The sequence below is a fragment of the Yaniella sp. genome (assembly GCF_030453185.1).
Classification (GTDB): domain Bacteria; phylum Actinomycetota; class Actinomycetes; order Actinomycetales; family Micrococcaceae; genus Yaniella.
The window spans coordinates 1-12,864 of sequence record NZ_JAKDKW010000008.1; the positions used below are offsets into that span (position 1 = coordinate 1).

Consider the following 12,864-nt stretch of genomic DNA (forward strand, 5'->3'; position numbering starts at 1 on the left):
TCCTTCCGAACGATTTGAATATGCAGGCCAGGATTGTGGCCGGCATTGTTGTGTTGATGGGTACCTGGTGGATGACCGAGGCGGTCCCCATCCCGGTCACCGCTCTGCTTCCGCTGGTGTTGTTTCCTGCGTTCGGTATTGCCGGCATCGATGATGTTGCTAATTCCTATGCCAACGACACCCTGTTCTTGTTTCTCGGCGGGTTCATGCTGGCTCTAGGCATGCAACGCTGGAATCTACACCGCCGGATTGCACTGCGAATCGTCTTGCTGGTTGGCACGCGTCCGCCGCGCCTGGTTGCCGGCCTAATGCTTGCAACTGCCCTGCTGGGTATGTGGGTTTCCAACACTGCCACGGCCATGATGATGATCCCGCTGGGAATGTCGGTGGTCGCACTGGTCGAATCTCAAAAGGGTGTTCAAGCAAACTCCCGATTCGGTGTTGGCATCATGCTGGGCATCGCCTACAGTGCGACCCTCAGCGCATTCGGAACCATTGTTGCCAGCCCGGGCAACGTCTTTGTGGTCGCTTACATCGAAGAGAACTTCGGCTATAAGATCACGTTCTTGCAGTGGATGATGTTTGGTCTGCCACTTGCGGCCGTCTTCATGGTCCTGGGGTGGTTTTTCATAACCAAGGTGTTGTGGCGCGCAGAAATCGATGACATTCCGGGCGGTAGAAAACTCATTGCTGACGAACTGCGTTCCTTGGGCAGAATGTCCGCTGGGGAAGCCATGGTTCTGGTGATCTTCCTGCTGACCGCACTGTCCTGGATTTTCATGTCGGTAATCTTCGAAGATCCGTGGGCCACTGATTCGGTCATTGCCATGATCGCTGGCATTGTGGTCTTCATGCTTCCCGCCCGTCCGAGGGATGGCATCATGTTGATGGACTGGGAAACCGCCAATAGGACACCGTGGGGCACCATGATTCTGGTTGGCGGCGGACTCGCCCTGTCGGTTCAGATTATGTCCTCTGGCCTATCCGAGTGGATTGGAGATTCACTGGCCTTACTCGGTGGACTGCCAGTCTGGCTGCTCATTCCGGCAGTGGTGTTGTTAATGCTGATCCTGACTGAATTTACCTCGTCGATGGCCAGTATTACCGCGTTTGTTCCCCTGGTGGCCGGAGTTGCCGTTGCGCTTGGACAGGATCCCGTGGTCATCGCGATTATGGTGACACAGGCGTGCCAGAGTGCATTCATGTTGCCGGTCGCGAGCATTCCCAATGCGATTGCCTATGGTACCGGCTCCGTGAATATTCAGCAGATGATCCGCACCGGTCTGGTCTTCAACGGTCTGGGGCTGGTGCTCGTATCCGCTGGTGGACTGTTCCTGCTACCGAATATTCTGGCGTAGACCGATCTCTTGCCCAACGGCGCGTCGAGTCAGATGGTCGCGTTGAACTCTACGAGGCGTTCGATGGCGCGTTCGACGTTGTCGTAGCCTGCGGCGAATGAAACGCGAATGAACTGATCGCCGTCGACCTTATCGAAGTCAACGCCGGGGATCAGCGCCACGTGGGCCTGTTCGAGCACGGCGGCGGCGTAGTCCACAGTATTACCGTAGCGTTGCAGGATTTTCTCAGAGGGTTGTGCGTAGTAGTAGAAGGCACCGTCAGCGGGCGCGGCATTACGCCACCCGAGTCGCTCAGCGTTGTCTAGTACCAGCTGGCGCGTGCGAGCGAACTCTGCGACTTCGGCGTCGGATGCTGCGTAGGCTTCTTGACTGAATGCTTCGATTGCGGCGTATTGCCCTGCCGCCGGTGGACACAGGGAGATGGAGCCGGCCAGTCCGGAGACCGCTGGTTCCAAATCTTCTGGCATGAGCATCCAGCCCAGGCGCCAGCCGGGCATGCCCCAGTATTTCGAGAATGAGGAGACCACGATCGCGTTGCGGTCGAACTCCCAGGCAGAGACGCCCTTGTCCAGGCCGTAGGTAATGCCGTGGTAGATCTCATCGGAGACCAGGCGCACCCCGTTTTCGCCACACCAGATAGCGATGCGTTCCATGTCTTCGCGGGCGACCATGGTGCCGGTCGGGTTATTTGGGGAGGCTAGGACCAGACCGTCCAGTGGTTCTTTGGCGTGGGCTTCGGCGAGTTTGTCGACGTCGAACCGGAAGTTTGTATCGGTGCCAGCGGGCAGGTCTACGACGTCCACATCAAGGGCACGCAGAATATTGCGGTAGGCCGGGTACCCGGGACGGGCCAGCCCAACGCGGTCGCCGACGTCGAAGGCTGCGATGAAGCTGGCCACGAAAGCGCCGGACGAGCCGGTGGTGACGGCTACGGATTCATAACCGACGTCGAGGCTGTACCAGGTACTGTAGTGCTCGGCGATGGCTTCGCGCAGTGGTTGGGTCCCCAGTGATGGGGTGTAGTTGAAGACCGGGGTTACGGAATCATGTAGTGCGGCGGCTGCACGGTTGACGCCGGCCGGGGCCCCGCTGCTGGGTTCGCCGGCGCCCAGGGAGATCATATCAATGCCTTGGGCTTTCATGGCTTCGACGTCACCGACGATATCCATGACTTGAAAGCGAGAGACTGCGGAGCGACGACTGGGGGAGAATTTTGAGGTTGCCATGCTCCTAGTATGCCAAATCACACGGGGCTGCGGTCAACGGCTAGAAGCCGCCGTCTGATGGCGCCATGTTGGCAAATCGTGAGTAGTGCCCCTGGAAGGCCAGTTCAATGGTTTTGGTGGGGCCGTTACGGTGTTTTGCCACGATCAGGTCGGCTTCACCGGCACGCGGGGATTCCTTGTCGTACATGTCCTCACGGTGCAGCAGAATCACCATGTCGGCGTCCTGTTCAATGGAACCGGATTCACGCAGGTCTGAGACCTGCGGGCGCTTGTCAGTGCGCTGTTCGGAACCACGGTTCAGCTGTGACAGAGCCACGACCGGGACTTCGAGCTCTTTGGCCAGCAGTTTCAGTGACCGAGAGAATTCGGAGACTTCCTGCTGGCGGGATTCCACGCGTTTACCCGAGCTCATCAGCTGCAGGTAGTCCAGTACGACCATTTTCAGGTTGTGCTGTTGCTTCAGACGACGACATTTGGCGCGGATTTCCATCATCGACATGTTTGGAGAATCATCGATGAAGAACGGTGCGTCGTTGAGCTTTTGTAGGGTCAAGGCCATTTTGCGCCACTGTCCCTCATCCAGGGTCCCTTTACGCAGGTCCGTCAGCGAGATGGTGGCTTCTGAAGACAGCAGGCGCATGGCAATCTCAGTTTTCGACATTTCCAAGGAGAAGAATGCGGTAGTCATGCCGTGGCCCACTGCAGCAGCACGAGCGAAGTCGAGTCCAAGCGTGGATTTACCAACCGCCGGGCGGGCTGCGATGACGACCATTTGTCCACCGTGCAGGCCCTGCGTGAGTTCGTCGAATTCGTCGAAACCCGACGGGACACCGGACATACCGTCGCCTGTGGTGGAGGCTGCTTCAATTTCGTCAATGGTTTCGGCCAGGATGTCGCCGAGTGCCACGTAGTCTTCACCGGAGCGGTTATCTCCGACTTTGTAAATCTCTGCCTGGGCTTCATTGACGATGGCTTCGACTTCGCCGTCGGCGCTGTAACCCATCTGGGAGATTTTGGCGCCGACGTTGACGATGCGGCGCAGAATAGCCTTCTCAGAAACGATTTCTGCGTAAAAGGAAGCATTCGCGGCAGTTGGTACCGACTGGACCAGAGTGTGGATGTGCGCAGCTCCCCCGGTCCTGGTGAGTTCTTTTCGCCGATCCAACATCGAGGTGACGGTAATGGCATCCGCTGGCTCACCGGAAGCAAAGAGGTCGGTGATCGCTGTGTAGACCAGCTCGTGACCTGGAGAATAGAAGTCTTCGGGGCGAATAATTTCTGACACTTCGGCGATGGCATCGGTCGATAACATCATCGCACCCAGAACAGACCGTTCCGCGTCAAGGTCTTGTGGGGGTGTTCGAGGGTTTGCTGAGACTCCGTTGGCTGTATCCATTGAGTTAAAGTTTGCCATTGATATCTAAAAGATGCCCTCCCCTACCCCGGCAGCAGAATGCCAAAACGCGAGCCCGTAGAACGACCGATGCACGCATCATTTTCGTAATGCCAATATCGGCCGCTACGAGCAAGTACCCTGCGACGATACCCGGCGAATTCCTGTGGATCAACTGTCCAAAACTCTTCAATTGTGGATAACCTGTGGATTAAGTTGTGGAGACTGTGCACAACTTGTGGACCAGGCGTGGATTACTTATGCACAGTATCCACAAACACGGTCTTGACTAGGTCGTTTGCTACTCACAGGCTGTGCATAACCTGCGTTCCGCTCCAATTTTTAGTGATTTGACAACCCCGATTTCACGCTGTTTTAACTCTATTCACACCTTCACCACAAGTTATCCACAAGTTATACACATGCTGTGGGTAAACTACACGCATGTCATTCAAGTATTGTTTGGCGTCTTTTCCGGCATGTCGTCATGGTGGGGATTTACGAGTGCAAAGGTTCGGAAAATTTCAAGTCGAGCTGATCCCTCCCCGGGCCGTGATCACAACCGTCATGACGGATCGCTTTAAACCGATTTCGGTGGAGGAGAAACACGCTTGATGAAGTAATGAAACCTTTCAAAAAGATTGTTCACCGTTTCAATCTGAACACCCCGATGCGTTAAGTGATACCGACCGGAATCGCCGGAACTCGCAAAGGCTCTTTGATAGAACGTTGTGTAAGTCCCATTTCAATTCGAGCGTCATGCCCAGAATTGCGGGATGCCTCGATGCACATACCCCTAACTTTCTTGCGGAAAACTCATCTTTCCACCGCACAAACAACATGTTCGAATAGCCGGTGCACTACACATATTTCCGCGGCCGCGAAGTTCTGCAAAGCTTGTGGAACCCGAGCTCATTACGGAAATACTCAGACCGTCACGAATAGCAGCAGCATAGAAAATGACGTCTCCCAGGCGGGACGCGACATCGTCTTTGTCCGACCGCAGGGCAGACAAGAAATGAGTCGAAGCCCGAATACAGTGTTCTACTCGGTCTACGCAGCGTCGTGGCGGGCTATAAAGGGCTTGAACCGCCGGTCCGAGAACTGTTGGACATAACGGGTGGAGGCAGCTTGGCTGACCCTCCAGACATACTCTGCGCATGGCCCTACTCGTTCTTTGGTCTCACTGATTTTTTAAATTCTTACGCTTGGGCTACGCAGGTTGCTGTGAATGCGACACAGCACCTTCGTTCAAGGAGCATCTTGCCTACTTCAACTGGCGGGGGACGGCGCATTGGCTTGGCTCGCTTCAAAGACGCTGCCAGTGCCATGGAAAACTACTTTTCTATAACAAAACAATTCAATAGCCTGCCGCCGATCCGAAGCCAGGCAAAGGCAAGTCACTGAGCGTGAGCTGGATACGAAATGCCAGCGGGCCGGCAGGGGCCATGTTGTGGCGCATATCGACGGCTGGCATTCGAGGGCCGCACCACTGACGAAGCAATCACTTTTCACTGCCTCTCTACCATCCGATACGCGAAATGTTCGTCGTCCGCAATGGTTTTGACCTGGAGGCATACATGCGTGTAAGTAATTCACACTTGTGGAAATTACTGTGGATAAACTAGTTGGAGTAGTCGCGTTCACCGAAGATCGCACTACCAACACGCACCACAGTGGAGCCTTCTTCAATGGCAATCATGTAATCGTTGGACATACCCATGGACAGCTCGCCGTCACCAATCAGCTCCGGACGCCGCTCTCTGATGTCATCACGAATATCTCGCAACATTATGAAACTCTCGCGGATGACCGTTTCATCGTCGGAATGGAACGCCATGGTCATCAGACCTTTGACCTGTAGGTTCTCAAATTCTTGAAGCTGCTCCAAGAAGTCCTCAACCTGCCGTGGCTCTAGACCAGATTTCGTCTCTTCACCCGAGGCGTTCACCTGAACGAATACCTCCAAAGTGCGATCGAACTCTTTCAGTTGACCATCGAGGCGGCGGGCAATACGAATGCGATCCAACGCCTGGAATTCATGAGCAAATTCGGCAACGTTGCGGGTCTTATTCGACTGCAGCGGACCAATCACCGCCCAGTGCGCTCCAAGATCAGACATGGCCTCGGCCTTGCCCTCGGCCTCTTGGACCTTATTTTCACCGAATGCTGCCATACCAGCCGCGTGCGCTGCCCGCATACGCTCCTCAGAGACGGTCTTAGAGACCGGTAACAGGCGAATCTCGCGCGGATCGCGGCCTACGCGCTCGGCGGCGACGGCAATATTTTCGTACACCGCGTCGAGGGCTTTTCGGAACTCAATTTCAGTGGTGGCGACGGATGATGCATACTCAGGCGTGGACATGACCAAAATGTAACATAGGAGCAGAGTCTTTCACCTTTAACCCGCCTACTTGGGGGTTGTTGAGGAGTTTTGGTGCCCCAACCTTCCGTTCCGTCCGATCCGCTTGCTTTGATCACCGCACAAACCGCCGCAGAAATTGCCGAGGCTGTTCGCGATCTGGTGGATACCGGCAAGCTTGCTCCCGGTGCGAGTTTGCCACCGGTGCGGACCCTTGCCGAGCGGTTGGAGGTTAATCGCAATACTGTGGTTGCCGCCTACGGGCTGCTCGTCCAGGCCGGTGTCGCAGTGACTCGCGGCCGTGCCGGCACCAAAATCATTGATCTCCAGCCCCTCCCCCAAGAAGGCTTCTCGAATATCACCGGGAAGATCGACATTGCCTCGGGGAATCCAGATCCAGACCTGTTGCCACCCGCTTCGAAGGCGCTGGCGCAATTAGCCGCCGATGAACCGGTGCTCTACGGGCAGCCGGTGATCGACCCTGACCTAGCCAACTGGGCTCGTGAAGCATTAGCCGCAGACGTCAGTGATGCCGAACTGACGGTCACGGCCGGATCTGCCGACGCCGTGCAACGCTTACTGGCCGACTCCTTGACTATTGGCGATGCCGTGGGATTCGAACAGCCCTGCTTTTTGACCACCATACAAACCGCCCAGGCCGCCGGCTATCGACCCGTTGCCATGCCCGTAGACGCTGAGGGCCTCACCGTTGAAGGGCTGCGCGCTGCTCTCGATGAGGGGATCCGTGCACTGGTCGTCACCCCGCGGGCGCAAAACCCAACGGGCGCCGTCATTTCTGAAGCTCGCGCCACATCGCTGAGAAACCTGCTGGCCGACTATCCCCATGTTCTCGTGATTGAAGACGACCACTTCTGGCAACTCTCCGGCCACCCCTACCGTTCCATCATTCCGGAAGGCCATCCACGCTGGGCACTAGTACGTTCAGTCTCAAAATCCTTAGGCCCGGATCTGCGAGTGGGCATCGTTGGTTCCGATACACTCACCTCTTCTCGCCTCGGCACCCACATTCGCTCCGGCGCCATGTGGGTCTCCCATCTCCTGCAGCGGCTTACCTACCTGCTGACTACAAACCCCGAGACTCCTGCACAGCTGGAATATGCGGCAGCGGAATATGCTCAAGCCAATGCTCGGCTGGTAGCAGCACTGGCAGCCCGGAACATTTCGGCAATCTCCGACGACGGCGTGAATGTATGGATCAATCTCGGCACCATTGCCTCACCGATTGTCGAAGCTCTGGGTCACCGCGGTTGGCTGGTGCGGGATGGCGCGGAGTTCTCGCTGGATCATACCGACGACGCCGTCGACCACATCCGCGTCACCATTCACCAATTGAGTCCCGTACAGCTCGAACAATTCGTGTCCGACCTGGTCGCTACACTGGCGGAATAGTGCACTGGCACGTCACCGTGCAGTGGCATTAGGCATTTCTACACCCCATGGGGTATAGTGAGAATCGCTGTTGTAAATCCCAGTGATTTCAGAACAGCACTCGCGTATGGTGGGTCCAGCAATTTGTTTGGTTTCTTTTCCTTCGCGGACCAGAATCCCGAGTACTCGGGATTGTAAGAATTTTGAACGAATTGGTTTTACATCTCCACCATTGCACTACTCGCAACACCGCTGAATCTGCCCGTGTTGCACACATCGCCGATCATGAACTTCGCGTGACTTTCCCGCTTCTCATTGATCCACGATCTCTCTTTGTCCCCAGCTCAATTTACTACCGCGACTCTTTGCAACCGCAATAGAATCGCAGGGCATATTGTTGCCCCACAAATTCCGCGTCGGCACCGTCGTCCGCGGCTATTCGGATCACAATCGTGATCTCAGACTGATTAGGAAAAATATTTATGGCTACAGGTACAGTCAAATGGTTCAACTCCGACAAGGGCTACGGCTTCATCGCTCCAGATGACGGCTCATCGGATGTCTTCGCACACTTCTCGGCAATCCAGGGTTCCGGTCACCGCAACCTTGATGAAGACCAGAAGGTTGAATTCGACATCGAGCAGGGCCAGAAGGGCCCACAGGCTACCAACATCCGTGGCCTCTAAGCTCCCCTGGTGATGATGCTACCGGTCTAACCGGCAGCCGAATCGCTTCAAGTGGGCGGTCATGCAGTGCAAACTGTATGACCGCCCACTTTTTTATGCCCAAAAACGTTATCGGTGAGCGCAGTTGTCCTCATGCGCATCCGGCGCGGTCGTATAGATCACCGATGCGAATCGCATATTCCTGCTGACAGTATGCGGGCGTGCTACATGATTGCACTGGGTGTTTGATGTCTTAAAAGACTTTGGGCGGACTCCCCATCAGGGAGTCCGCCCAAGACTTGGGTTGAAGAAGCTTACTTCTTCGGTGCCGGGATAACCGACACTTTTGCTTCAGCCAGTACGTCTTCGTGCAGACGGATCTGGATTGGGTAGGTACCCAACGCACGGATGTCGTTGGCTCCGATAACCGAACGACGATCAACGTCGCCCTTGCCCGCCTCTGCAATCGCGTCAACGATCGCATTGGTGGTAACGGAACCGAACAGACGACCGGTGTCTCCGGCCTGCATCTGGACCTGAATTGGTGCTTCTGCCAGTTGTGCAGCCTGTGCCTGTGCGGCTTCAAGACTGCGTTCCTGACGAGCTTCACGGTTTGCGCGCAGCTGTTCTACCTGCTGCTGCGCACCCTGAGTCCAACGGACTGCCTCGCCACGTGGGATCAAGTAGTTCCGTGCGTGACCGTTGCGTACATCAACAACGTCGCCGGCCGAGCCGAGGCCCGGGATCTCCTGGGTCAAAATGACTTTCTGATTCGCCATGATTTCTCTCCCTTGATCAGCGTTTAGCGGCCGGAACCGGAGTACGGCAGCAGAGCCATTTCACGGGCATTTTTAATTGCCTGCGCGATTTTGCGCTGCTGTTGGACGGTGACACCGGTTACGCGACGTGCACGAATCTTGCCGCGGTCGGAGATGAACTTGCGTAGCAAAGCAACATCTTTGTAGTCGATGTAATCGATCTCCGCTGTTTTCAGCGGATTCGGTTTTGGTTTCGTCGGCTTGCGAACTTCAGCTTTAGCCATCGTGGTGCTCCTTTATTTTTTACCTGGAGCCCGCCGGTCGGCGGGATGGTATTTGAGTAATATTTGGTGTTTTTAGAACGGTGGAGGTGAGTCGTTGCCCTGATCCCAAGATCCGGCAGATCCTCCGCCACCCCACGGGTCATTATTCGGTGCGGGTTGACCCCAACCACCGCCGCCGCCAGCCGGTGCGCCACCCCAGTTTCCACCGGGTGCACCCTGGCCGCCACCGCCAAATCCGCCACCACCGGAACGTGGTGTGCGATTGACCTGTGCGGTAGCCCAGCGAAGAGAAGGGCCAATCTCGTCAACATCGAGTTCCCAGTTGGTCCGTTGTTGACCTTCTTTGGTCTCGAATGACCGAGCTTTGAGCCGACCGTGTGCGACAACGCGCATACCCTTGGTCAGCGACTCTGCCACGTTTTCGGCAACATCACGCCATACGGAGGCCCGGACCCACAACGTTTCGTCATCAACCCATTCACCGGATTGTTGGTTTCGCGTTCTTGGGGTTTGAGCAATCGTGAAGTTCGCAACCGCGTGACCCGATGCGGTAAACCGCAGTTCTGGGTCACCCGCCAGGTTGCCAACCACAGTGATATATGGTTCTCCGGCCATGACACGCTCCTATGCGTAGCAGCTTGTGGTACTAAAACTTAGAGGGTAATTTTTTGATCTTCCGGACGGATGATCTTGGTGCGCATAACGGTTTCGTTCAAGCCGAGCTGACGATCCAGTTCCTGAGACTGCTCAGGAGTAGCGGTGAAGCCAACGATGGCATAGACAGCCTCGTTTTTCTTCTGGATTTCGTAGGCAAGGCGACGACGACCCCATACTTCGAGTTCGTCAACGGTCGCGCCATCTGTGATGATTGCATCAAGATATTTACGCAGAGTTGGTTCAACTGTTCGCTCATCGATCTCTGGATCGATGAGCACCATCAGTTCATATGCACGCATGTGAACCCACCTCCTTTGGTCTGGTGGTCACGGTATTTCCGTAACAGGAGGTTCTAATGCAGGCGTCTGACCCATTTGGGGACAGACAGCAACCTCGCCATTATAGCCGAGAATAGCTCAAAACTGAACTCGGCCTTGTCGTGGTCTTGAGCACTTTTGAGGCGAGTTTCACAGCCCCTGGGACCTCAGTGTTCTTCGAGCAGTTCCGTGACAAGGGCAGCGATGCGGCTGCGTTCCGACCGCGCCAGCGTCACATGCCCAAACAGCGTATTACCTTTCAGGATTTCCACGACTGCACCAACTCCGTCGTGTCGACCGACCCGCAAATTGTCGCGCTGTGCGACGTCGTGGGTGAGCACAATTTTGGAGTTGTTCCCCATCCGGGACATGACCGTCAGTAGTACGTTCTTTTCTAGTGACTGGGCTTCGTCAACGATCACCCAGGCGTCGTGCAGGCTGCGTCCGCGGATATGGGTCAGCGGCAGGACCTCGATGAGTCCACGTTCCATGATTTCTTCGAGTGCATTTTCGCTGACGAGCGCTCCCAGTGTGTCATATACGGCCTGCGCCCAGGGGTTCATCTTTTCTTCTTCGCTGCCGGGCAGGTAACCCAGTTCTTGACCGCCAACGGCGTAGAGCGGGCGGAACACGATGATTTTCTTGTGTTCGCGGCGTTCCAAGACAGCTTCCAGCCCGGCACACAGGGCAAGCGCGGATTTGCCGGTGCCGGCACGGCCACCAAGGGAGACGATGCCAATCTCGCGGTCTTGCAGCATGTCGATTGCCAGGCGTTGCTCAGCCGACCGGCCGTGAAGTCCGAAAACGGGTCGGTCTCCGCGGATGACTTCGACGTATTTCTGAGACGTCGCATCCATTTTGACTCGGCCCAGCGCCGAGCCGTTGCCCGTCGAGATGACGAGCCCGGTGTTGGTGGGCAGTGCGTTGGCGTCGGCATGCTCAATGCGTTGGCCATCATAGAGTGCGGAGAGTTGTTCGTCGGTGGCTTCAATTTCCTCGAGGCCCGTCCAGCCGGAGTCGGTGACCCATTCATTGCGGTATTCATCGGCATCCAGCCCCATAGCCGAGGCTTTGACGCGCATGGGGAGATCTTTGGAAACCACGGTGACGGCCCGACCTTCATCAGCGAAGCTCTTGGCCACCGCAAGAATGCGCGAATCGTTATCGCCCTGGCGGAATCCGGCGGGCAATACAGTTTCGGTGATGTGGTTGAGCTCGACCAGCAGGTGTCCGCCGTCATCGTTCAAGGGGATCGGCCGATTCAGTGATCCGTGTTGGAGCCTGAGCCTATCGAGGAGTCGCAGCGCTGAGCGGGCATAGTAGCCCAGCTCCGAGTCGTGGCGTTTCTTTTCTAATTCGGAGATCACCACGATCGGAATGATGACTTCGTGTTCTGCAAACCGCAGCAGGGCTTTGGGATCCGACAGCAGCACGGACGTGTCGAGCACGTAAGACTTTTGTGCCACCGCGGATGCCACCGCAGCGTCGAGGTCTTCAGGAAGAGCAGTAGGGGTATTGAGCGTGGCCACGGTGACTCCAAACCAGGGACGCTGGCGGATCGATCAAACCGTCCCGCCAGGCCTCACATCGATTCGCGGATGGGGTGGTCGGTCGGCCCGAGCCTTGCGTGCGGCCAGGAACCGTACCGGCCCCTGGGGTCTCACGTGGCATAGACGTTTGGGCCTTCCGGTCAAATGTTCTGACAATTCTCAATCTAGGCGTGCACAGGCGCTGAGAGGAGCTTTGACACTCAACGGGAGGGTTACATTTGGATAAACAGTTAATAACCCGGGGACCAATTGACGCTGGAGTCTCCCGGGCAGCGAAAGGTGTGCATGGAATCCTTAGGCGACGTCGTTCTGGTCCACAATCCTGCGTAGTCGTTCGGCTTCAGGCGCTACTTCATGACTTTCACCGTCGGGGCGGCGGGTGGTAGCCCAGGTTCGGGTAGTAGGCAGGGTGTGGTTGCAGTTTCTTTCGCTGGTTATGCGCTATGACGGCTACGACGATGCTGCCGACAACCGCGAAGCCACCGCCCAAGAAGATGGCATAGATGGTGAACAGAACGGTCATCGCCAAAAACATCTCCCCGGAAAAACTGAACATGATCAAAGTCGAGATCAGTGCCATGAGCGGCAGACCCCCGATACCGGCCACGAGCACGATCGGGATGGTGGGATGCAACGGCAGCCCGCGACGTTTACGCCGGAGCACCAGCACCACCAACACGATGACGGCAATGAGCAGCAGGCTGCCCGAGGGCAAGGTCATGTAGAACAACATCAACAGGTCCGGCTCAAACAGGGAAAAGACCGCCATGCCGAACACCACGCTTGCGGTAGCAATCACGGCACCGATCGCGAACCCCATCGCCGGGCTTGGCGGCTGGAGCTGAAACGGTTGAGGCAATGGTGGTGGGGGCGGTGGTTGCTGCGGGTACGGCTGTGACACGACT

12 protein-coding genes are annotated in these 12,864 nt (G+C 56.4%); 3 read left to right on the plus strand and 9 right to left on the minus strand.

The genetic code is table 11. The annotated features are described in order from the left end of the window. A partial coding sequence (locus L0H14_RS02360; RefSeq protein ID WP_301421355.1) for a DASS family sodium-coupled anion symporter occupies positions 1–1,358 on the plus strand: 1,358 nt, incomplete at its 5' end. A 29-nt stretch (positions 1,359–1,387) separates the two neighbouring features. Here L0H14_RS02360 and L0H14_RS02365 read toward each other — a convergent pair. The 3 genes from L0H14_RS02365 to L0H14_RS02375 form a co-directional block, all read right to left on the minus strand. Further along, positions 1,388–2,584, minus strand: a complete 1,197-nt coding sequence (locus tag L0H14_RS02365) for a pyridoxal phosphate-dependent aminotransferase (RefSeq protein ID WP_301421356.1) — start codon at positions 2,582–2,584, stop codon at positions 1,388–1,390. A gap of 40 nt (positions 2,585–2,624) precedes the next feature. Beyond that, positions 2,625–3,998: a replicative DNA helicase gene (dnaB, locus tag L0H14_RS02370; protein WP_301421357.1), complete on the minus strand. Its 1,374-nt coding sequence runs from the start codon at positions 3,996–3,998 to the stop codon at positions 2,625–2,627. A gap of 1,603 nt (positions 3,999–5,601) precedes the next feature. Beyond that, complete coding sequence (locus L0H14_RS02375; protein WP_301419208.1) at positions 5,602–6,342, minus strand: YggS family pyridoxal phosphate-dependent enzyme; 741 nt, start codon at positions 6,340–6,342, stop codon at positions 5,602–5,604. Between the two features lie 72 nt (positions 6,343–6,414). Between L0H14_RS02375 and L0H14_RS02380 the strand changes: the two genes are divergently transcribed. Continuing rightward, entirely contained in the window at positions 6,415–7,749 is a 1,335-nt protein-coding gene (locus tag L0H14_RS02380; RefSeq protein ID WP_301419207.1) for an aminotransferase class I/II-fold pyridoxal phosphate-dependent enzyme, read from the plus strand. A gap of 461 nt (positions 7,750–8,210) precedes the next feature. After that, the gene (locus tag L0H14_RS02385) at positions 8,211–8,414 is read left to right on the plus strand and encodes a cold-shock protein (RefSeq protein WP_301419206.1); all 204 of its coding nucleotides are present in this window, start codon (positions 8,211–8,213) and stop codon (positions 8,412–8,414) included. Positions 8,415–8,707: 293 nt separating this feature from the next. Here the strand turns inward: L0H14_RS02385 and rplI are convergent, their stop codons facing one another. The 6 genes from rplI to L0H14_RS02415 all read right to left on the minus strand — a co-directional run bounded on the left by rplI (position 8,708) and on the right by L0H14_RS02415 (position 12,860). Beyond that, complete coding sequence (rplI, locus tag L0H14_RS02390) at positions 8,708–9,172, minus strand: 50S ribosomal protein L9 (protein ID WP_301419205.1); 465 nt, start codon at positions 9,170–9,172, stop codon at positions 8,708–8,710. 23 nt (positions 9,173–9,195) lie between these two features. Next, complete coding sequence (gene rpsR / locus L0H14_RS02395; protein WP_301419204.1) at positions 9,196–9,435, minus strand: 30S ribosomal protein S18; 240 nt, start codon at positions 9,433–9,435, stop codon at positions 9,196–9,198. A gap of 72 nt (positions 9,436–9,507) precedes the next feature. Beyond that, entirely contained in the window at positions 9,508–10,050 is a 543-nt protein-coding gene (locus L0H14_RS02400; RefSeq protein WP_301421358.1) for a single-stranded DNA-binding protein, read from the minus strand. A 38-nt stretch (positions 10,051–10,088) separates the two neighbouring features. Beyond that, entirely contained in the window at positions 10,089–10,391 is a 303-nt protein-coding gene (gene rpsF, locus L0H14_RS02405; RefSeq protein WP_301419202.1) for a 30S ribosomal protein S6, read from the minus strand. A 185-nt stretch (positions 10,392–10,576) separates the two neighbouring features. Further along, the gene (locus tag L0H14_RS02410; protein WP_301419211.1) at positions 10,577–11,887 is read right to left on the minus strand and encodes a PhoH family protein; all 1,311 of its coding nucleotides are present in this window, start codon (positions 11,885–11,887) and stop codon (positions 10,577–10,579) included. A gap of 433 nt (positions 11,888–12,320) precedes the next feature. Beyond that, positions 12,321–12,860 carry a hypothetical protein gene (locus tag L0H14_RS02415; protein ID WP_301419201.1) on the minus strand — a complete coding sequence of 180 codons (540 nt, stop codon included), beginning with the start codon at positions 12,858–12,860 and terminating at the stop codon, positions 12,321–12,323. Positions 12,861–12,864: the final 4 nt, after the last annotated feature.